Raw genomic sequence first — 21,034 nt, forward strand, 5'->3', positions numbered from 1 at the left:
CCATGAGCCCACTGTTCGCCATCGCCATCACGACCGGGATCCTCTCCGCCGTCTGGGGTGGACTGGCCGCCGCACTCGGTCTCATCTCCTGGGTCGGCTTCCTCGGCTGCACCAGCTACTTCGCCTCGAGTGGCGGTTACAAGGCGCTGTTGCAGACCCTGCTGTGCAACACCACCGGCATGCTGTGGGCACTCCTGCTGATCCACGGGGAGACCTGGTGGGGGGCCGGCATGGCGGGTTATCTGATGACAGGGGTGGTGGCCACCCTGATGTGCGTGCAGGCCAGGCAGCAGTGGCTCGCCTACATTCCCGGCACCTTCGCCGGGTGCTGTGCCACCTTCGGCGCCGCAGGCGAGTGGCGGCTCATTCTGCCCTCCCTCATCATCGGCGCCCTGTTTGGCTATCTGATGAGGGCGAGCGGCCTCTGGCTCTCCCAGAAGACCCTCTCCACCGGCGGCGTCAGCGACCCGGCCTGAGCCTGAGCCTGAGCCTGAGCCTGAGCCTGATAAGGTAACCGATTCGGTCGGAAACCAGAGGGGCGGCCCGTCATCGACGGGCCGCCCCTCTGTCATTTATCCCTTCGACTTGAAGTTGGCCGCCTCGATGCCGTGCCGATTCAGCAGCTTGTAGAAGTCGGTGCGGTTTCTCCCTGCCATGTTGGCCGCCAGGGTCACATTGCCTTCCGTGGTGCGCAGCAGGCGGATCAGGTACTCCTTTTCAAACTCGGCCCGCGCCTCGTTGAACGAGGGAATGCCGCCACCGCCGCCACTCAGGGCCGACTCCACCATGGCCGCGCCTATCACCGGGCTGCAGCAGAGGCTCGCGAGCTGCTCCACCACCCCGCAGAGCTGACGCACGTTGCCCGGCCAGGCCGCGGCGGCCAGCAGGGCCAGCGCCTCCGGCGAGAAGCCGAGGGCGGCGCAATCGGGGTGACGGTTGCGGTAATCGTCCAACGCCTGACGGGCCAGCAGGGGGATGTCCTCGCTGCGGGCGCTCAGAGGCGGCAGGGTGATGTTGGCCACGTTGAGGCGGTAGAAGAGATCCTCGCGAAAACGCCCCTCTTCCATGGCGGTCACCAGATCCTGATGGCTGGAGCTGATGACCCGCACCTCGGGGGTGCCCTGACCATACTCCGCCAGCACCTGGAGCAACTTGGCCTGGAGTGACTCCGACAGATCCCCTATCTCGTCGAGGAAGAGGGTGCCGCCTTTGGCCTCGGCAAACAGGCCGGACTGGCCATCCTCGCCGAACAGCTGCAAGTCCAGCGCGGGCCAGGGCAGAGCCGCACAGTTGATGGTATGCAGCGGCTTGTCGCGACGGTGGCTGGCCTGGTGCAGCGCCTGGGTCATCACCCCCTTGCCGGCGCCGGAGGGACCCAGGATCAGCACGGGCACGTCCATGGTGGCGATGCTGCTCGCCTGGATCAGCAATTGCTCCATCTGCGGGTTGCGGGTCTGGATGAGGGACTGCCACTCCTGCTGCTGCTTCGGACGGGTCAGGCTGAGAGCATGTTCTATGGTGACCAGCAGCTCGTCCTTGTCGATGGGCTTGGTGAGGAAGCTGAACACCCCGGAGCGGGTCGCCTGGATGGCGTCGGGAATGGTGCCGTGGGCGGTCATGATGATCACCGGCATGCCGAGCCACTGGGACTGGATCCGCTCGAACAGCGCCAGCCCGTCCATGCCCCCCATGCGCAGATCGCTCAGCACCAGGTCGGCCCGTTGCTGGCGCAGCCTGTCCAGCGCTCCTTCGGCGCTGTCGGCGGTATCTACCTCGTAACCCTGGCTGCGCAGGCGCATGCTCATCAGCTTGAGCAGGCTGGCATCATCGTCCACCAGCAGAATACGGCTCATCCTCTCACCCCCTCTTGGCGAAAAACGCGGTCATTGCGGCGCGGTCCGGAGCTGTCATGGCTGACCTCCCCCATTGAGCTTACGCTGGTTGAGCTGCTCGTCGATGGCGGAGAGCTGCTCTATCTGCTGGCGCAGACGCTTCACCTCCTGACTCTGATCGTCGCGGCGGCTGTCTCGCACCAGCAGCTCCTCCCCGAGGGCGATCCAGCTGCGCAGGAAGGCCTGGGCATCGAGACCGAGCTCCGGCAACAGAGCCTTCAGCTGATCCAGCCCGGCCCGGCGGCTGGCCACCGATTCGGACGGGTGGGTGTTGACCATGGCCAGGCTGACCCGGCTCTCGAGGTCGGTGGCGCCGGCCAGTCGCTGGCGCTCCTGCATCCGCTGCTGGGGATGGCTGGCCAGCAGCCAGTCCGAGTATTGCAGGCGCACCTGCATCTCCTTGTTGGCAAACTCCATCCGCCTGGCGATCGCCTCCTGGGAAGGCTCGGTGAGGCTGGTAGAAGGCAGCAGGGAACAGCCAGCGAGCAGGCCTATCATCAATACGGGAATCACAAATCGTTTCATCTTGAATGTCACTTCAGATCCTGGTGGGGAACAGGCACCTGCCCGCTCCTCTCAATATTCGGTGTCAAGGCGCCACCCGCACCTGCGGGGTCGCCGCCACGCCCGTCAGCTCGGGCGCACGTTCAAATCCAGCCGGAAACAGACATCCGCCTGGGCATCCTCGATCAGCCTGAGCTCGCCGCCCAGACTCATGGCAGACTCCCGGGCAATGGAGAGGCCCATGCCGGAGCCTTTCAGCAATCCCTGGCGCACTATGCTGCCCTGTTCAAAGGGCTCGAAGATGCGCTCCCGCTCGTCTGGCGGGATGACAGGCCCTTCGTTGGCCACCTCCAGCCAGCCGCCGCCCGCTCCCGCCCCGGCGCGGATCCAGATCTGTCCGCCCCTGGCGCCATAGCTGACCGCGTTGGAAAAGAGATTGTCGAGGATGAGTCGCAGGCGGTAGGGCTCTGCCCGCAGGCTGATGGGCTCGGGCGGCAAGTGTACACTGATTTGCTTGGATTCCAGCGCGAGCCGGTACTCTTCGGACAAGTCTGACAACAAGGGCGCCAGGGGCACCTCGGACAGGGTGAACACCTCCTGCTGGCTGAGGCGATTGAAGTCGAGCAGCCGCTCGATCAGGGTCTGCAGACGGCGGCTGTTCTCTTCCAGCATCTGGCAGATCTCCTGCTGATCCCCGTTGAGGGGCCCCACCAGCTGCTCCGAGAGCAGATCAGCCCCCTCCCGCAGCACGGCAAGGGGGGTTTTCAGCTCGTGGGATACGTGGCGCAGGAACTGGTATTTCTGCTGTTCCAGCTCCTTGAGCTTGTCGTGCAGCCAGCTGATCCGCTCCCCCAGCAGCACCAGTTCGGCCGGGCCGTCCACCGGGCGCTGATCCGGCTCGACGCCTGCGCCCAGGCTCAGGATCCGCGACTCAATCTGACGTACCGGGTGAATGATGAGGTAGGTAAAGAGCAGTACCAGCAGCAAGCTGAGCCCGGCCACGAAGCCGCTGACCCACCAGATCTGCTGCTTCAGCTCCACGATGGCGCCCCGCATGCGGGTCACGTGATCATCCACCTGGCTGCGGGTAACCACTTCCAGTTGCTGGTTCAGTTCGTTGAAGTCGGTGAAACGGGGGCTGGTCGCCTCCTGCCTGGCCTTGCGCAGATCCTGCAGGCCGTCGAGCCAGACCAGCGTCGCCTCGAGATCTCCGTAGACCTCGGCATCCGGAATGGAGTCCTGATGGGTCGCGAGCAGTTCCCGGTAGCGCACCAGCTGCTGCCGATAGCTGGCCAGGATGCGGTCATCACCCAGGACCGCATAGCGGCGCAGGGTGCGCTCCAGATCGATGGCCTGGGTGGAGAGCAGCGTCGCCCGGCGAGTGTCCCGCACCGCACGTTCCATCTCGTCGCTGGTGAGCTGGCCCAGGTGGGAGAGAGCCTGACTGTCGTGCCAGATCATGCCCCCCAGGGGCATCAGCACCAGCACGAAGCCCATCAGTACTACCTGGAGCAGGGAGCGGGGCCGAACCTTGGTCATCTTCTGCGGTCTCGATTCGTCATGGGGGAGCCAGCATATCCGCACTGCCCCAAAAAGCAAAACCGGCCATAAAGCCGGTTTGATTGCTCACCGAGGCCGGATTCACGCCAGGCCGACGGACGCCACACAGATGACAATGATCATGGCAAGGGCCCCTGACGCGGCCAACAGTGCCCATTTCATTTCTACGCTCATGCAAACCTCCTTTCTGCCAATCAGCGTTGGATCACAACAGATAACGACATGTTAATTCATAGTGAATCCCATAACCGTGAGCTGCGTATATATTTCAGACGAGCCCAACCCAAGGAATGGAAAGCATGTTTTACCTCTGTAGCATTGGATCCAATCTCGACCCCGCCCTGCACGTCAGTCAGGTCGTCGCCGAATTGCTGGCCCGCTTTGGTCGCCTTCACCTGAGTTCCGTCATCCAGACCAAACCCGTGGGCATGCATTCGCGCCACGACTTCCTCAACTGCCTGTTCGTCGTCCAGAGCGACCTCTCCCCCGTCCAGCTCAAGGCCGAGTTTGTCACCATGGAGCTGGCCCATGGCCGGGATCGCAGCAACCCCCTGTGCAAGGTGGCGGACAGGCCACTGGACATCGACATACTGGCCTGCGGCGAACGGGATGACTTCGCCGAGGCCGGGGTGGATGCCTACCTGGGGGATCTGCTGGCGGAGATGTATCAGGGCGGCAGTGTGGACTCCGGCAAGGTGACCCTCGGCCTGCCGGGCAGCAAGGTGTTTGCGAAGCAGCGCATCGGCCAGGCCCCCATCCATCTCTGCCAGCAAGACGAGGCCCTGCTTCCCGGCAACGGCCACCCCGGCCCCCCTTCCCGGCACGCCGCCATCCGGCACCCTTGAGCCGTTCACACACATGAGGCGCCCAAAGGCGCCTCATGTCATGGCGGCCCGCCTTGCCCTAGATGACGGCGAGGGCGCGCCCCCCGTCCACCCGGATGCTGGCCCCGGTCATGTAGTCGTTCTTCATCAGCATCTGTACCGCCTGCCAGATGGGCTCCAGACCCCCTTCCCGCGCCAGCGGCGTCTTCGCCAGCACCTGCTGGCGCCAGTCATCCCCGTGCTCGTCGAGAAACAGGATGGGGCCAGGCTCTATGGTGTTGACCCGCACGGCGGGTGCCAGTTCGCGGGCAAAGCTCATGGCCAGGGAATGGGCTCCCGCCTTGGTGGCCACGTAGGCGGCAAACTGGGGCGCCGGGGCATGGATGTAGATATCGGTGATGTGGATGATGCCCCCGTTGGGCTGGCGAGCAAGGGCGGGGGCCAGCGCCCGGTTGAGCTGGAAGGGAGCCGCCATGTGTACCCGGTAGAACTGATCGAACTGGGCCAGCTGCACCGCAGGATCCGCCGCCTGGGGCTCGAAGGCGGAGGCATTGTGGATGATCAGGGCAAGATCCTCATGGGCCGCCAGCGCCGTCACCACGGAGCCTACCTCCTCTTCCCGGGTGAAGTCCGCCTGTACCAGCTCGACGCCCACGTCTCGCAGACGATCCAGCTCGGGCCGTTCGCTGCGATAGCTGCCCGTCACCTGCCAGCCAGCGGCCACCAGCTGCTCGCACAGATAGAATCCCAGGCGACGGCCACAGCCCGTTACCAATGCACGCATACCCTCTCCTTGTGGTTGTCGCCCTCCCCGATCCATGCAGGATCGCACGGAGGGCCCATTCATCGGCCATGACCTATCGATGTCCGAGGCAAAACCCATTGGCCCCCTGTCACAGCCACCGGGCATAGTGGCCCCATCGACCCCCATGGAGCCACCATCATGCTACAAATTCGCGATCATATGCAGCCATTGACCCACTCACTGCACCCCGGCCTCGGTCTGGCCGAGGCGCTGGACAGACTCCATCGGGCAAACCTGGGGGGCCTGCCGGTACTGGATGACCATCAGCACCTCGTCGGATTTCTCTCCGAGCAGGATTGCATTCCCGCCCTGCTCACGGGCAGCTATCACTGCGACACCCGAACTCTGGTCGAAGATCTGATGAGCCGGATCCCGCTGTTCGTCTCTCCTGATGACAACATCGTGGATCTCGCCCGCCAGATGGCCGGGGCCAGACCCAAGGTCTATCCAGTGATGGAGGGAGGCAAGGTGACGGGCATCATCAGCCGTCGTCAGGTGATGCAGGCCCTCAACACCCAGATGAAACAGTGTCAGGCAACCTGAGGCAGGCAACCTCGCACACGTGTCATGCCGACCCCCCTCCCGTCCACAGCCGGCGAGTGGCTGGTCCATCCCGCCCGACTCTGCCACGGGGCGGCCTGTCGAGGCAGCCCGCCCCCCTCCCACCGGTACCGTTCGTTTGTCCCCTCCCCATTTCAGGGTTTGCCATCCGTGGTTGTCTCTAGTTAGATAGGTGCCGGTCACAGTCCCTGCCGGATGCGACCCCGTCCCGAGTGCTCAGGAGATGTAACGTGCGACGCTTGCTCGTATTCTGCTTGCTGCTGCCCTGCTGGCTGTCAGCCAGGGAGCTGGTCATTGGTGGCATCCTGGAGCCCCCTCTCAAGTGGCTGGATGCACAGGGACACCCTCGCGGGCTGGATGTTGATCTCGTCACCGCCATCTTCGGCACGCTCCATACTCCCATCAGGATTGAGCTCATCGATTCGGGGGCCAGGCTCACCCGCAATGCCGAAAGCGGCTTCTATGATCTGCTGCTGACCCACTCCTACAAACCGGAGCGGGAGGCCTATCTGCTCTACCCCAAACAGGCCCATATGCTCCATAGCTGGCACTTCTTCATACGCAAGGAGTCCGCAGGCCGGATCCATTATGACCATCTGACGGATCTCAAACCCTGGCGCATCGGTGTCACCCGGGATTTCTCCTATACCCCCGAGCTCGCGGCGGCCATGACAGACCCGAGCTATCACTTCCAGGAGATCCCCATCAACCAGCTGCAACTGCGCAAACTCATCGCCGGTCGCATCGACGTGGTGCCCATGTCCCTGGTCACCGCCTTCACCCAGATAAGAGAGGAGGGACTGGAAGGCAAGCTCGACTACCTGCCAAAACCCCTCAAGACCAGCCCCTACTTCAATGTCTGGACCCGTTCCCGGGCCAATGCCGACACCCCGGCCCTGATGGCCGCCTATGATGCCGAACTGCTGCACATGAAGCGGGACGGCCGGCTCAAAGCCCTCTACGACAAATACGGCATCCCCTATATCGAACCCTGATCCACCGTTCAGGGTGTCATCTCCCGCAGGGTCGAATTCTGCTGCGCGAACAGGGTCTCGCACGGGATAGGGATCTCTACACCCCCCTCAGACCACCCGACTCAAGGCTTCACATCCCGCAGGATCGGGTTTTGCAGCGAAATCAGCGTCTCGGTGGACTGGATCTCGTCGATGGTCTGGATCTTGTGGATCAGTACCGTCTGCAACTCGTCGATGGAGCGGGTCATCACCTTCATGAAGATGCTGTAGTGGCCCGTGGTGTAGTAGGCCTCCACCACCTCGTCCAGCGCCTGCAGTTTGGCCAGGGCCGACGGGTAATCCTTGGCGCTCTTGAGGTTGATCCCGATGAAGCAGCAGACGTCGTAGCCCAGCTTCTTGGGGTTCACCTGCACCCGCGTTCCCTCGATGATGCCCGCCTGCTTCATCTTCTCTACCCGCACGTGGATGGTGCCCGGGCTCACCAGCAGTTGTTTGGCCAGCTCGGCGTAAGGCAGGCGCGCATTCTCCATCAGGGCGGTGAGGATGGCCTGATCGAGATTATCGATCCGATAATTTTCCGGCACTTTTTTGCGCTCCTTTTAATGATTCATCATTAATTGATGGCCTATTTTGAAGAAAAAAACACACAAAGCCTATTTCAATTATCGAATATTGAATTTAGTTGGCATTCTGTTGAAGAATCACCGCATTCAAGGGATTCACGACAGGTAATTCAGCATGAAACAGCACTACATCCGCAGCCAACAGCAGATCAGCTTCGTCAAAGAGATGTTCTCCCGCCAACTCGCACTGCAACTCGGCCTGATGGAGGTACAAGCCCCCATTCTGAGCCGGGTCGGTGACGGCACCCAGGACAACCTCTCCGGCTGCGAGCATGCAGTGCAGGTCAAGGTGAAAACCCTGCCGGAGCACAGCTATGAGGTGGTCCACTCCCTGGCCAAGTGGAAGCGCCAGACTCTGGGTCGCTTCAGTTTCGGCCCGGGTGAAGGCATCTACACCCACATGAAGGCACTGCGTCCGGACGAGGAACGTCTCAGCCCCATTCACTCCGTCTACGTCGACCAGTGGGACTGGGAGAAGGTGATGCCGGGCGAGCGCCGGGATCTGGCCTATCTGCAGGAGACGGTGCGCGGCATCTGGGCCGCCATCAAGGCCACCGAGCGCGCGGTCTGTGCCGAGCACGACCTGACCCCCTTCCTGCCGGCGGATATTCAGTTCCTGCACAGTGAAGAGCTGCTGACCCGCTACCCGGACCTCGATGCCAAGGGACGCGAGCGCGCCATCGCCAAAGAGCTGGGGGCGGTCTTCCTCATCGGCATCGGTGGCGCCCTCTCCCACGGCGAACGCCACGACGTCCGTGCCCCGGACTACGACGACTGGAGCAGCGAGAGCGAGCTCGGGCTGGCGGGTCTGAACGGTGACATCCTGGTGTGGAACCCGGTGCTGGAAGACAGCTTCGAGATCTCCTCCATGGGGATCCGGGTGGACGCAGAGGCCCTGCGCCGCCAGCTCGCCATCACCGGGGACGAGGATCGCCTGCAGTACGACTGGCATCAGGATCTGCTGGCAGCACGGATGCCGCAAACCATCGGCGGCGGCATCGGCCAATCCCGTCTGGCCATGCTGCTGCTGCAAAAAGAGCACATCGGTCAGGTCCAGGTCGGCGTCTGGCCGGCCGAGATGAAGGCCGCCATTGCGGACATGCTGTAACGAATTGATTTGATTGCCTCTGTCCTCCTATCGCGGCAACACGGCGCGGGACAGACGCGATAGCGAAGCTGGTCAGCCGGGGTGGAGAGCGTATCCCGACTGACTGTAAGGCGGGCATGGTCGCTGACTGTGCCTGCCGACCCTGGGGCTTGCCCCTGCGATCCGCTCAACCCACGTCAGATCGCATCGAATACATTCCTCCCGGCAATCTTCGGATTGCCGTTTTTTTTACGCCGAAAAACTGTGCTCAAAACCCGCCCCGATCTGGTGCTGGCGCGGCAACCCCGCCTTTCTGCTGCCGGTGCAGTGGCAGGCAAACAACCGCTCCACCGCCTCTTCCTGCAGATAGGCTCCGAGCGCCACTGCCCGCTCTGGGCCGGAAAACTTCAGGTGCAGGCCGCCGATGACGGCGTGGATCCGCTCGTCGCCACACACCTCCTTGGCCCACTCGATGATGTTCTCGACCCCGGCGTGACCACAGCCGATGAAGACTATCAGACCCTGCTCGCTCTTGTAGACCAGCGCCGAATCATCGCTGATGAGGTCTTTCTCCACTCGCCCGCCCCGCACCATGTAACCAAGCAAGGAGGGTTTGGCCTGCTCCCGTCGCAGTATGGATCCCAGGAACACCAGCCGCTCGGACAGCCATACCGGCTCGGCCGAACAGTGAGGGAGCAGCCCTCTCGTCGCCAGTTGTCGCGGATCCAGGTCGCCCGAGAGGCGGTAGAGGTTGTAGCGTCGGGGCAGCAACGGCAGGAAGTAGCCCCGCTCATTGAACACATCCGGACAAACGATCAATGGAATGGGATCGGAATAGATGGGCAGGGAGCCGATGCCTCCCACATGGTCGTAATGACCGTGAGAGCGCACCACATGGGTGAGAGAGGCGAGATCGATCCCCATCACGGCGGCGTTGTGGCACAGCGCCCGGCCACGGCCGCTGTCGAACAGCACCCTGAGGCCGTCACACTCCAGCAGCAGCGCCAACCCTCGCTCGGGCAGACAGCCAGGCAGATGAACGTCGTCATCCACCAGCACGGAAAACGTCAGCATCTCAATCCCTCAGAAAACAAAACGCAGGCACGAGGCCTGCGTTTTTCATCGACAATCCCATTACTGGGTCATGGTGAGGCCGTTGCTGTCGGCCCCCAGCCGCAGTGTCTTGCCCGGGATGACCCGACCGCTGAGCAGGGCCTGGGCCAGCGGGTTCTCGACCTTCTGCTGGATCGCCCGCTTGAGAGGGCGCGCCCCGTAGACGGGATCGAACCCGGCATGAACCAGCTTGGTCAGCAGCTCCTCGCTCACCTCCACCTCGAAGCCCTGGGACTCCAGACGGCTCATCAGGCTCTTGAGCTGGATGCGGGCGATGGACTTGATGTGCTCCTCACCGAGGGGGTGGAACACCACGGTCTCGTCGATCCGGTTGATGAACTCCGGGCGGAAGCTGCGGGTCAGCACCTCCATCAGCATGGCCTTCATCTCGTCGTAATCCTTCTCGGAGTGGTGCTCCTGGATGAGATCAGACCCGAGGTTGGAGGTCATGATCACCACGGTGTTGCGGAAGTCCACGGTACGCCCCTGACCGTCGGTCAGGCGGCCATCGTCCAGCACCTGCAACAGGATGTTGAACACGTCCGGGTGGGCCTTCTCCACCTCGTCCAGCAGGATCACCGAGTAGGGGCGACGGCGCACCGCCTCGGTGAGATACCCCCCTTCCTCGTAACCCACGTATCCCGGAGGCGCCCCCACCAGACGGGCCACGCTGTGTTTCTCCATGAACTCGGACATGTCGATCCGCACCATGGCGTCCTGGGTATCGAACAGGAACTCGGCCAGCGCCTTGCACAGCTCGGTCTTGCCCACCCCAGTGGGGCCGAGGAAGAGGAAGGAGCCGATGGGGCGGTTCGGGTCGGACAGCCCGGCACGAGAGCGGCGAATGGCGTTGGAGACGGCGTCCACCGCCTCTTCCTGGCCGATCACCCTGCTGTGCAGCTGATCCTCCATCCGCAGCAGCTTCTCCCGTTCCCCTTCCAGCATGCGGGCCACCGGAATGCCGGTCCAGCGGGCCAGGACGTCGGCGATCTCCACGTCGGTGACCCGGTTGCGCAGCAGGCTGGTCTCCTGCATCTCGGCCTGGGTGGCGAGATCCAGCTGTTTCTCCAGTTCAGGGATGCGGCCGTACTGCAACTCGGACATGCGGCCCAAGTCCCCTGCGCGGCGCGCCACCTCGAGATCCTGACGGGCCTGCTCCAGTGCTGCCTTGATGTGCTGGGTCCCGGCGAGGGCAGCCTTCTCGGCCTTCCACACCTCTTCCAGCTCGTTGTATTCCCGCTCTTTTTCCGTCAGCTCCTGATTGAGCAGATCGAGGCGCTTGCGGCTGGCGTCATCGTCCTCCTTCATCAGCGCCTGCTGCTCCAGCTTGAGCTGGATGATGCGCCGCTCGAGCCGGTCCAGGGATTCCGGCTTGGAGTCGATCTGGAGCCGGATGCTGGCCGCCGCCTCGTCGATAAGGTCGATGGCCTTGTCAGGCAGCTGGCGATCCGCGATGTAGCGGTGGGAGAGCTGGGCCGCCGCGACGATGGCGGGGTCGGTGATCTGCACATGGTGGTGCAGCTCGTAGCGCTCCTTCAGGCCACGCAGGATGGCGATGGTGTCCTCCACCGAGGGCTCCTCCACCAGCACCTTCTGGAAACGGCGCTCCAGCGCGGCATCCTTCTCCACGTACTGCCTGTACTCATCGAGGGTGGTGGCCCCGACGCAGTGCAGCTCGCCGCGGGCCAGGGCGGGCTTGAGCATGTTGCCCGCATCCATGGCACCCTCGCCCTTGCCGGCACCGACCATGGTGTGCAGCTCGTCCACGAAGAGGATGACGCTGCCCTCCTCCTTGGCCAGATCGTTCAGAACCGCCTTGAGCCGCTCCTCGAACTCGCCGCGATACTTGGCTCCGGCCACCAGGGCCCCCATGTCGAGCGACAGCACCCGCTTGTTCTTGAGCCCTTCCGGCACTTCGCCATTGATGATGCGCTGGGCCAGCCCCTCGACGATGGCGGTCTTGCCGACGCCGGGGGCACCGATCAGCACCGGGTTGTTCTTGGTGCGGCGTTGCAGCACCTGGATGGTGCGGCGAATTTCGTCATCCCGGCCGATCACCGGGTCGAGCTTGCCGAGTTCTGCCCGCTCGGTGAGATCGATGGTGTACTTCTCCAGCGCCTGGCGATTCTCCTCGGCGTTGGCATCCTCCACCTTCTTGCCGCCACGGACCTTGTCGATGGCTGTCTCGAGTTTTTCCTTGGTCAGCCCCTGGGCACGCAGCAGCTCGCCCAGCGTCCCCTTCTCGTCCAGGGCCGCCAGCACGAACAGCTCGGACGAGATGAACTGATCCTTGCGCTGCTGGGCCAGCTTGTCGCAGACGTTGAGCAGGCGGCCGAGGCCGTTGGAGAGCTGTACGTCCCCTTCCACCCCGCTGACGCGGGGCAGGCGATCCAGCTCCTCGCCGAGGCGCGAGCGCAGGGTATTGATGTCGAGCCCGGTCAAGGTGAGCAGCGGACGAATGGATCCGCCGTCCTGATTGAGCAAGGCGCTCATCAGATGGACGGGTTCGATGAATTGGTGGTCACGACCCAGTGCAAGAGACTGGGCATCGGAAATGGCAATCTGGAATTTGCTGGTCAGGCGATCGAGGCGCATTGCACTCCCCCTTCAAGACAGACGCCGCATGCGCGGCAACAACATCGCTTTCTGACAAGGAAGATGTGGTCTTGAAGGGCAATTTCAAGGGGTGGCTGTTTATTTTTTCCTCAATAGCAATGACCGAGGGAAAACGACCTCGCAATGGCAGCCTGTACCCTGAGCCTGCTCGGCAGCAAGACATGGCCGCCAAAGGGCCATCACCAGGGAGTGAAGAGGCGCTTGCGGCCACTCGCGAGCGCCTCTTCGGCTATTTTTCCAGCCACACAAGGGAGGCCATGCGACCCGTCTGCCCGTCGCGGCGATAGGAGTAGAAGCGCTCGCTGTCGCTGAAGGTGCAGTATTCGCCGCCATAGATGGCGGTGACGCCGGCGCGAGCGAGGCGCAGTCGGGCCAGCTGGTAGATATCCGCCAGCCATTTCCCTTCGTTGAGGGATGGCACGAATGCAGTCGCTGCTTCCGCCTGCTCCGTCATGAAGGCCTCACGCACTTCGCCACCCACTTCGAACGCGGCGGGACCGATGGCCGGGCCCAGCCAGGCCAGGATCTCGCCAGGCTCGCAGCCCATGGCGGCGATGCTTGCCTCCAATACGCCCCCCTGCAGTCCGCGCCAACCGGCATGGGCCGCCGCCACTACGGTGCCTGTCCGATCACAGAACAGCACCGGCAGGCAGTCGGCAGTCATCACGATGCAGGCCTGCCCCGCCTCATGCGCACAGGCGGCATCGGCATCCGGTACGCGCTCATAACGGTCGCTCACCGGATGGACGGCGATGCCATGTACCTGGTTGAGCCAGTTGAGAGTGCCGGGGATCCCCGCTACCTGCTGCAGCCGGGCGCGGTTGGCCTCGACCCTGGCCGGTTCATCGCCCACATGGGCCCCGAGGTTCAGGCCGGCAAAGACCCCTTCGCTGATGCCGCCGTCCCGGGTGGTCGAGAGAGCCCTGACATTGCCCGGTGCGGGCCAGTCGGGTGCGATCCAGTTCATCTGTGGCTCCTTTCGTTCATATGAAAACGGGGCCCCTTGGCTGCAACCAGTCAAGGGGCCCCGCATCAGATCATGGAGGGCAGGTTACGGCAGGAATCGTCGCAAGGCTGCCCTCGGGATCAGTTCCAGACCAGATCGTCCGGATTGGCCAGGGTATCCGCCCGCAGCACTTCCATCAGCGCCACCATGTCCTGCGGCGTGGGGGAGTGCCACTCCATCACTTCACCCGTGATGGGGTGCGCCAGCTTCAGCATGGTGGCGTGCAGCGCCTGACGGTGGAAACCTCGCAGGGCCTCGGTCAGTTCGGGGGTGGCGTTGCGCAGCAGACGCAGACGACCGCCGTAGGCGGGATCCCCCACCAGCGGATGCTTGATGTGGGCCATGTGGACACGGATCTGGTGGGTACGGCCGGTCTCCAGCCGCAACCGCAGACGGGTGTGACCACGGAACTTCTCGTGCACCCGGTAGTGGGTGACGGACTCGCGCCCGTTGGGCACCACGGCCATGTGGGTACGCTGGGTCGGGTGACGACCGATGGGGGCATCGACGGTGCCGCCGGCGGTCATGTGACCGATGGCAATCGCCTCGTACTCACGGGTGATCTGGCGTGCCTGCAGGGCTTCCACCAGGTGGGTCTGGGCGGGAATGGTCTTGGCCACCACCATCAGTCCCGTGGTGTCTTTGTCCAGACGGTGCACGATACCGGCGCGGGGGACCTCGGCGATGCCGGGGTAGCGGTGCAGCAGGGCGTTGAGCACGGTGCCGTCCGGCGTACCGGCGCCCGGGTGAACCACCAGGCCGGCCGGCTTGTCGATCACCAGGATGTGTTCATCTTCATAAACGATGTTCAGCTCGATGTTCTGGGCATCCCAGCGGGTGTCGTCTGCCAGTTCCACATTCACATGTACCTGCTGCCCGGCCACCACTTTCTCGCGCGGGGTATTGGCAACCTGACCATCCAGGGTCACTCTGTCCTGTAAAATCCACTCCTTGATGCGGGTCCGGGAGTAGTCGGGAAACAATTCGGCCAGGGCCTGGTCGAGTCGTTGCCCGAATTGGTGATCCTGAAATTCGCCTGTCAGTTCAATATGCTGGCTCATGTATGGTCTCTTGAGCGGGGGTATCAATTCGAAATAATCCGGGTATTCTAGCTTTTCTTTTAGCCAAGCATAACGGATACTTTGCCAATTTCGTGGAAATGGACCGGATGTTGTTGATGGGAAAGAAGTCTCACCTGCTGATGTCGCTCGCCTTGGTCGCTACTCTGATCACTGGCTGTTCCAGCACCAAACCCAAGGTTCCCGACGAACCGCCGGAAGTTCTGTACCAGAAAGCCCGCATCAAACTGGATACCGGCAACTACCTCAATGCCATCGAACTGCTGGAAGCGCTGGACTCTCGTTACCCGTTCGGTGCCTACTCCAACCAGGTTCAGCTCGATCTCATCTATGCCTACTACAAGCAGGATGATACCGCCCAGGCGATCGCCAACATCGACCGTTTCATCCGCCTGAACCCGGCGCACAAGAACATCGATTACGTCTTCTATATGCGCGGCCTGACCAACATGGCGGCGGATTACAACTTCTTCCAGGATTTCCTCGGCATCAATCGGGATGACAAGGACCCCTCCTACGCCCGTCAGGCCTTCCAGGACTTCAAGACCCTGCTGCAGAACTACCCCAACAGCAGCTATGCAGCCGATGCCCGTGCCCGCATGATCGGTCTGAAGAACCGTCTTGCCCGCTATGACTTGGGGGTAGCCGAGTACTACGTCAAGCGTGACGCCCTGATCGCCGCCGCCAACCGCGCCAAGCTGATCGTCGAGACCTATCCCGACACGGTGGAAACCGAGAAGGCGCTGGAAATCATGGTCAACGCCTATGACACCCTGAAGATGCCGACCCTGGCCCAGCATGCCCGAGAAGTGCTGGCCAAGAACTACCCGGACAACCGTCTCGGTCGCGGCTGAGTAGCGAACGGACAATGAAAAACCGGAGCCACTGGCTCCGGTTTTTTTATGGCCGACGGCGGCACTCCGGGGTCACTGGTGCTTACCCTGCTGCTTGGCCCGCATGATGTTGATGATCTCGATGTCGGTGTCCAGCATCCCCTGCTTGGAGAGGCGCCCCAGGTTGGCGATGGTCTGATCCACGTCGTCGGAGACGATCCCCTCGCTCTGGGGCACCCGCAGGTTGTTGATAGCCATCAGGGACGACTTCACCGCCACCGAGGTGGAGGTGGAGACCTTCATGGAGCAGGCGCTGCCGGCGCCGTCGCAGATGATGCCGGAGACGTCGCCAATCATGTTGTTGATGCAGTGGCTGATCTGCTCGAACTGGCCGCCGAGTAGCCAGGTGATGGCGGCCCCCGAGCCCATGGCGGCGGTGCTGGCGGCGCACAGGGCGGAGAGCTTGTTCTGGTACATCTTGATGTAGATGGCCACCAGGTGGCTCATCACCAGCGCCCGCGCCAGCTGCTCATCATCGGCCTCGAGGAAACGGGCGGCCGCCACCACCGGCATGGTGGCGGCGATGCCCTGGTTGCCGGAACCCGAGTTCGACATGGCGGGCAGCATGGCGCCGTCCATCCGCGCATCGGAGGCCGCAGACGACAGGCGCATGGCCAGCGTCATCAGATCGTCGGACAGCAGCTTGCGCTCCACCTGTTCCGTCAGGATCTTGCCGATGCGCAGGCCATAGCCCTGCAGCCCCTCGTCCGCCAGCGCCTGGTTCATGCTGGCCGCCTCGCGGATGAAGTCTATCTCGGCCAGGGGCGCCTGCAGGGCGAAGTCGACGATCTCCCGCAGGGTCATGGCGGGCTTGTCGAACCTGGCGGGCTGGATCTGCACGCCCGGGGCGCTGTCCTGCGCCAGCAGCACCTCGCCATCCTTCTCCATCAGCACGATGCGGGTGTGGTCGGTGCAGATCACCACCCGGGCGCTGTGGCCGTCCACCTCTGCCAGCACCTCGGCGTAGAGCACGTCAGGCACGTCCTTCACATCCACCTGGATGATGGGCAGCAGCCCCTTGGCGGCCTCCACCTGGGCCGGCGTCAGGGCCTTGAGTACCTCCAGCCCGGCGTCCGGGTTGCCCCCCGTGAGGCCGACGGCCGCCGCCACCGGCAGGCCTATCATGCCGGTGCCCGGCACCCCCACCCCCATGCCGTTCTTGAACAGGTTGCCGCTGACCCAGACGCTCACCCGGGTCGGCACCTGCCCCAGCAGCCTGCGGCAGTTGGCCGCCGCCAGGGCCACCGACATGGGTTCGGTGCAGCCGAGGGCCGGCACCACTTCACGCTTGAGCAGGGTAATAAAGTCGGTCCATTGTGCGTTCATTGCGATGTGTCTCATGTTCATGACGCCCGCATGCGGGCTCGTCATTGTTGTTCGGCCAGTTCCGCCTTGTGATTGCGGATATGCAGGTAAACGGTATGGCGGGAGATGCCGAGCAGCTCGGCCACCAGTTGGGCGGCATCCTTGATCTCGAAGATGCCCATGTCGTAGAGCCGGTGCACGATCGCCTTGTTGCGCACGCTGCTGCCCAGCCCGGGATCCCTGTCCACCTTGGCGATCACCTGCGCCACCAGATCATCCACCGAGCTGGCGAAGGTTTCGGTGCCGTGGGCAGGGGGCACTGCGGGCGGGGCAAAGGTGTCGAGCAGGCTGCCAAGGGGCGTGTCCAGACTGAAATTCACGCACAGCATACCGATGGGTTTGCCCTCGCGGTTGCTGATGGTGATGGATGAGGACTTCAGCAGGGAGCCCTCCCGGGTGCGGGAGAAATAGCTGCTCCACTGGCTGCCGGCGGCACTGTGCAACTTGTCGAGCGCAAAATCGGTGACCGGCGCTCCCTCCTGGCGGCCGGTAATGTGGCCGTTGGCAATCTTGATGACGGAGGCGTGCAGGCTGTCAAAGGCGTGCAGCACCACCTCGCAGCCCGGGCCAAACAGGGCGGACAGCGCCGCCACCGCAGGCTCGAAGCTGGCAATCAGATGGCGCTCTTCATCGGTCAGTGTGCTGGCGTCGCGCAAGGGAGCTACCTCGGTCATGGGGTCATCCGGTCAACGTTGGGTAAGGATATTCGAAACGGACTCAAATAAAATTGAGAAAATCCGCTTTTTGCGCGGGCATTATGCCCGACTGGTGAGACAACACCACAAAATGTGAGCAAAATCACGACTGAAATGACAAAAAGGCCCCATGAGAGGCCTTCAAGATGGTTTTTTGGTGCTTTTGCTCAACTTTAATTGAGCCAGGGCTCGTCAGTCAGTCCGGACAGACAGACAGACAGACAGACAGGCAGGCACCACCGTCTGTCTGTTCCCTGCCACGGTCATCCACTCTGGTCATAAAAAAAGGGGGCCGAAGCCCCCTTTTTGTCTCATCCGGTCAACGCTTACAGCGCCTTCAGGATGGCCTCGACGCTGGCCTTGGCATCGCCAAACAGCATCTGGGTGTTCTCCTTGAAGAACAGCGGGTTCTGGACACCGGCGTAGCCAGTGTTCATGGAGCGCTTGAAGCCGATGACATTCTGCGCCTTCCACACTTCCAGCACCGGCATGCCGGCGATGGGGCTGCCCGGATCTTCCATGGCGGCCGGGTTGACGGTGTCGTTGGCACCGATCACCAGCACCACGTCGGTGTCGGCGAAGTCATCATTGATCTCGTCCATTTCCAGCACGATGTCATAGGGGACTTTCGCTTCCGCCAGCAGCACGTTCATGTGACCAGGCAGACGACCGGCCACCGGGTGGATGCCGAAGCGCACCTTGACGCCGCGATCACGCAGCTTCTGGGTGATCTCGGCCACCGGGTACTGGGCCTGCGCCACCGCCATGCCGTAGCCCGGGGTGATGATGACGGAGCTGGCGTTTTTCAGCATGTCGGCCACGTCTTCGGCGTTGGTCTCGCGGTATTCGCCCAGCTCCTGCTCGGCGGTGGAGGCCACGCCGTCGGAGCCAAAGCCTCCTGCGATCACGGAGATGAAGGAGCGGTTCATCGCCTTGCACATGATGTAGGAGAGGATGGCACCGGAGGAACCCACCAGGGCACCGGTGACGATCAGCAGGTCATTGGAAAGCATGAAGCCCGCCGCCGCCGCCGCCCAACCGGAGTAGGAGTTCAGCATGGAGACCACCACCGGCATGTCCGCGCCACCGATGGAGGCGACCAGGTGCCAGCCGAAGGCGAAGGCGATCAGGGTCATCACCAGCAGGGCGAAGGTGGAGCCACCGGCGTTGACGAAGTGGATCATCAGCGCGATGGAGACCACCACGGCCAGCAGGTTCAGCTTGTGGCGGTGCGGCAGCATCAGCGGCTTGGAAGAGATGAGGCCACGCAGCTTGCCGAACGCCACCACGGAACCGGTGAAGGTCACGGCACCGATGAAGACGCCCAGGAACACTTCCACCAGGTGGATGTTCAGCATGGCGCCGGAGAGGTGCTCGACCTGGGCGACGCTTGCCGCCTGCTCGAACGCCGCCCGGGCGGCTGCCAGGGTCGCATCCAGGTTCGAACCGACGGAGACCACCACTTCAGCGGGGGCGGAGGGGTGCAGATCGATGAAGCTGTTGAAGCCCACCAGCACCGCTGCCATGCCCACGAAGCTGTGCAGCACGGCCACCAGCTCCGGCATCTCGGTCATCTCGACCTTGAGGGCCAGACGCACGCCGATGGCGCCACCGATGGCCATGGCCAGGATGATCCAGTGGACGCCACTGGTTTCCGGGTTGAAGACGGTGGCGAGCAGGGCGATGGCCATCCCCGCGATACCGAACAGGTTGCCATGCTTGGCCGTTTCTTGCTTCGACAGTCCCGCGAGACTGAGGATGAAGAGCACGGCGGCAACGATATAGGATGCTGTTACCAGTCCTTGAGACACGTTAAACCCCCTTAATCCTTACGGAACATCTTCAGCATGCGCTGAGTGACGGTGAAGCCACCGAAGATGTTGATACTGGCAATCAGCACGGCGACAAAGGCCAGCACGGTGACCAGGGTCGACCCTTGTCCAATCTGCAACAGCGCACCGACCACGATGATGCCGGAGATGGCATTGGTGACCGACATCAGCGGCGTGTGCAGGGCGTGAGAGACGTTCCACACCACGTAGTAACCGACCACGCAGGCCAGGATGAAGACGGTGAAGTGGGAGAGGAAGGCGGCAGGCGCCACGGCGGCCACCCAACCGAAGGCGGCGATGCCGAGGGCACCGAACACGAACTTCTTGTTGGAGGGCTTGGCCTCTTCCTTCTTGGCCGCCGGTTTGGCGGCAGCGGGTTTCTGCGGGGCGGCAGAGACGGAGATGGCGGGGGGCGGGAAGGTCACTTCACCGGCCTGGACCACCGTCATGTTGCGCTGCACCACGTCTTCGAAGTCGATGGCGACGTTGCCGTCCTTCTCCTTGCACATCAGCTTCATCAGGTTCACCAGGTTGGTGCCGTAGAGCTGGGAGGATTGGGCAGGCAGGCGGCCCGGCAGATCGGTGTAACCGATCACCTTGACGCCGTTGTCGGTGACATGCAGTTCACCCGGTACCGTGTATTCGCAGTTGCCGCCGGCCTGGGCCGCCATGTCCACGATGACGGAGCCCGGCTTCATGCTGTCCACCATTTCCTTGGTGATGAGCTTGGGTGCCGGCTTGCCCGGGATCAGGGCGGTAGTGATGATGATGTCCACTTCCTTGGCCTGCTGGGCGAACAGCTCCATCTCGGCCTTGATGAACTCTTCGCTCATCACCTTGGCGTAACCGTCGCTGGAAGCGCCATCTTCGCCGCCGAAGTCCAGCTTGAGGAATTCCCCACCCATGGACTCGATCTGCTCGGCCACTTCCAGACGGGTATCGAAGGCACGCACGATGGCACCGAGGGAACCGGCGGTCCCGATGGCGGCCAGACCGGCCACACCGGCACCGATGACCAGCACCTTGGCGGGCGGTACTTTACCGGCGGCGGTGATCTGGCCGGTGAAGAAGCGACCGAACTGGTGCGCGGCTTCCACGACGGCGCGATAGCCACCGATGTTGGCCATGGAAGAGAGGGCGTCGAGGGACTGGGCACGGGAGATCCGCGGCACCATGTCCATCGCCATCACATTGATGTTGCGCTCGGAAAGCTTCTTGACCAGCTCGGGGTTCTGGGCGGGCCAGATGAAGCTCACCAGGGTGGCACCATCCTTAATTTGTGCGATTTCGGCCTCGGTCGGCGCGTTGACCTTGAAGACAAGGTCGGCTTGCCAGACGTTCGGTACCACGCTGGCACCGGCAGCCTCGAAGGCGGCATCATCGAAGCTGGCTCGCAGGCCGGCACCGGCCTCGATGACAACCTCGAAGCCGAGCTTTTTCAGCTGCTCGACAGTGGCCGGGGTCGCTGCGACCCGGGTCTCACCGGCGAGACTCTCTCTCGGTATTCCAATCTGCATGACTATTCCCTGATGGTTAATAAACAATCATCGCCAAGTCTCTCATGTCTGAGAGGACAAGGCATGATCAAAGTGCAGGTCACGGGCC

Annotated in this window: 20 protein-coding genes; 6 read left to right on the forward strand and 14 right to left on the reverse strand. The window is 63.0% G+C overall.

Annotation, left to right across the window (positions count from 1 at the left end):
* Positions 1–2 precede the first annotated feature (2 nt).
* On the forward strand, positions 3–476 hold the full coding sequence (locus J9893_RS00945) for a DUF1097 domain-containing protein (protein WP_210600537.1): 474 nt from the start codon (positions 3–5) through the stop codon (positions 474–476).
* 96 nt (positions 477–572) lie between these two features.
* On the opposite strand, the gene J9893_RS00950 is transcribed toward J9893_RS00945, so the two are convergent.
* The 4 genes from J9893_RS00950 to J9893_RS00965 all read right to left on the reverse strand — a co-directional run bounded on the left by J9893_RS00950 (position 573) and on the right by J9893_RS00965 (position 4,130).
* On the reverse strand, positions 573–1,853 hold the full coding sequence (locus J9893_RS00950) for a sigma 54-interacting transcriptional regulator (protein WP_010675978.1): 1,281 nt from the start codon (positions 1,851–1,853) through the stop codon (positions 573–575).
* 54 nt (positions 1,854–1,907) lie between these two features.
* Positions 1,908–2,417 carry a hypothetical protein gene (locus tag J9893_RS00955; protein WP_039039694.1) on the reverse strand — a complete coding sequence of 170 codons (510 nt, stop codon included), beginning with the start codon at positions 2,415–2,417 and terminating at the stop codon, positions 1,908–1,910.
* A 105-nt stretch (positions 2,418–2,522) separates the two neighbouring features.
* On the reverse strand, positions 2,523–3,935 hold the full coding sequence (locus tag J9893_RS00960) for an ATP-binding protein (protein ID WP_010675980.1): 1,413 nt from the start codon (positions 3,933–3,935) through the stop codon (positions 2,523–2,525).
* Between the two features lie 102 nt (positions 3,936–4,037).
* Entirely contained in the window at positions 4,038–4,130 is a 93-nt protein-coding gene (locus J9893_RS00965; RefSeq protein WP_010675981.1) for a YnhF family membrane protein, read from the reverse strand.
* A gap of 125 nt (positions 4,131–4,255) precedes the next feature.
* Here J9893_RS00965 and folK point away from each other — a divergent pair, with 125 nt between their 5' ends.
* Complete coding sequence (gene folK, locus J9893_RS00970; protein WP_010675982.1) at positions 4,256–4,801, forward strand: 2-amino-4-hydroxy-6-hydroxymethyldihydropteridine diphosphokinase; 546 nt, start codon at positions 4,256–4,258, stop codon at positions 4,799–4,801.
* A gap of 58 nt (positions 4,802–4,859) precedes the next feature.
* Here folK and J9893_RS00975 read toward each other — a convergent pair whose 3' ends face one another.
* Complete coding sequence (locus tag J9893_RS00975) at positions 4,860–5,564, reverse strand: SDR family oxidoreductase (protein ID WP_183149039.1); 705 nt, start codon at positions 5,562–5,564, stop codon at positions 4,860–4,862.
* A gap of 159 nt (positions 5,565–5,723) precedes the next feature.
* Between J9893_RS00975 and J9893_RS00980 the strand changes: the two genes are divergently transcribed.
* Together J9893_RS00980 and J9893_RS00985 are read left to right on the forward strand one after the other, a co-directional pair.
* The gene (locus tag J9893_RS00980; protein WP_210600535.1) at positions 5,724–6,128 is read left to right on the forward strand and encodes a CBS domain-containing protein; all 405 of its coding nucleotides are present in this window, start codon (positions 5,724–5,726) and stop codon (positions 6,126–6,128) included.
* A 248-nt stretch (positions 6,129–6,376) separates the two neighbouring features.
* Positions 6,377–7,141 (forward strand): transporter substrate-binding domain-containing protein, encoded by a 765-nt coding sequence (locus tag J9893_RS00985; RefSeq protein WP_042015628.1) that lies wholly within the window; start codon positions 6,377–6,379, stop codon positions 7,139–7,141.
* Positions 7,142–7,242: 101 nt separating this feature from the next.
* On the opposite strand, the gene asnC is transcribed toward J9893_RS00985, so the two are convergent.
* Positions 7,243–7,704 (reverse strand): transcriptional regulator AsnC, encoded by a 462-nt coding sequence (gene asnC / locus J9893_RS00990; RefSeq protein ID WP_005306422.1) that lies wholly within the window; start codon positions 7,702–7,704, stop codon positions 7,243–7,245.
* A gap of 154 nt (positions 7,705–7,858) precedes the next feature.
* On the opposite strand from asnC, the gene asnA reads away from it, so the two are divergent.
* A complete protein-coding gene (gene asnA / locus J9893_RS00995; RefSeq protein ID WP_210600533.1) occupies positions 7,859–8,851 on the forward strand; it encodes an aspartate--ammonia ligase in 993 nt (330 codons plus the stop codon).
* Positions 8,852–9,079: 228 nt separating this feature from the next.
* Here the strand turns inward: asnA and J9893_RS01000 are convergent, their stop codons facing one another.
* The 4 genes from J9893_RS01000 to rluD form a co-directional block, all read right to left on the reverse strand.
* Positions 9,080–9,904, reverse strand: a complete 825-nt coding sequence (locus J9893_RS01000; protein WP_210600531.1) for an MBL fold metallo-hydrolase — start codon at positions 9,902–9,904, stop codon at positions 9,080–9,082.
* A gap of 60 nt (positions 9,905–9,964) precedes the next feature.
* The gene (gene clpB / locus J9893_RS01005) at positions 9,965–12,538 is read right to left on the reverse strand and encodes an ATP-dependent chaperone ClpB (RefSeq protein WP_210600530.1); all 2,574 of its coding nucleotides are present in this window, start codon (positions 12,536–12,538) and stop codon (positions 9,965–9,967) included.
* Between the two features lie 250 nt (positions 12,539–12,788).
* Complete coding sequence (gene pgeF / locus J9893_RS01010; RefSeq protein ID WP_210600528.1) at positions 12,789–13,526, reverse strand: peptidoglycan editing factor PgeF; 738 nt, start codon at positions 13,524–13,526, stop codon at positions 12,789–12,791.
* Positions 13,527–13,645: 119 nt separating this feature from the next.
* Complete coding sequence (rluD, locus tag J9893_RS01015) at positions 13,646–14,626, reverse strand: 23S rRNA pseudouridine(1911/1915/1917) synthase RluD (RefSeq protein WP_010675991.1); 981 nt, start codon at positions 14,624–14,626, stop codon at positions 13,646–13,648.
* A 116-nt stretch (positions 14,627–14,742) separates the two neighbouring features.
* Here rluD and J9893_RS01020 point away from each other — a divergent pair, with 116 nt between their 5' ends.
* Positions 14,743–15,498 carry an outer membrane protein assembly factor BamD gene (locus J9893_RS01020; protein ID WP_039039695.1) on the forward strand — a complete coding sequence of 252 codons (756 nt, stop codon included), beginning with the start codon at positions 14,743–14,745 and terminating at the stop codon, positions 15,496–15,498.
* Between the two features lie 72 nt (positions 15,499–15,570).
* Here the strand turns inward: J9893_RS01020 and J9893_RS01025 are convergent, their stop codons facing one another.
* The 4 genes from J9893_RS01025 to J9893_RS01040 all read right to left on the reverse strand — a co-directional run bounded on the left by J9893_RS01025 (position 15,571) and on the right by J9893_RS01040 (position 20,946).
* Positions 15,571–16,878, reverse strand: coding sequence for an L-serine ammonia-lyase, iron-sulfur-dependent, subunit alpha (locus J9893_RS01025; RefSeq protein ID WP_210600526.1), 1,308 nt, complete (start codon positions 16,876–16,878; stop codon positions 15,571–15,573).
* Between the two features lie 26 nt (positions 16,879–16,904).
* Positions 16,905–17,576 (reverse strand): PAS domain-containing protein, encoded by a 672-nt coding sequence (locus tag J9893_RS01030; protein WP_041211936.1) that lies wholly within the window; start codon positions 17,574–17,576, stop codon positions 16,905–16,907.
* A gap of 347 nt (positions 17,577–17,923) precedes the next feature.
* A complete protein-coding gene (pntB, locus tag J9893_RS01035; protein ID WP_010675995.1) occupies positions 17,924–19,408 on the reverse strand; it encodes a Re/Si-specific NAD(P)(+) transhydrogenase subunit beta in 1,485 nt (494 codons plus the stop codon).
* A gap of 11 nt (positions 19,409–19,419) precedes the next feature.
* Entirely contained in the window at positions 19,420–20,946 is a 1,527-nt protein-coding gene (locus tag J9893_RS01040) for a Re/Si-specific NAD(P)(+) transhydrogenase subunit alpha (protein WP_210600523.1), read from the reverse strand.
* Positions 20,947–21,034 lie beyond the last annotated feature (88 nt).

The sequence above is a fragment of the Aeromonas sp. MaB10011B genome, assembly GCF_017939325.1.
Classification (GTDB): domain Bacteria; phylum Pseudomonadota; class Gammaproteobacteria; order Enterobacterales; family Aeromonadaceae; genus Aeromonas; species Aeromonas caviae.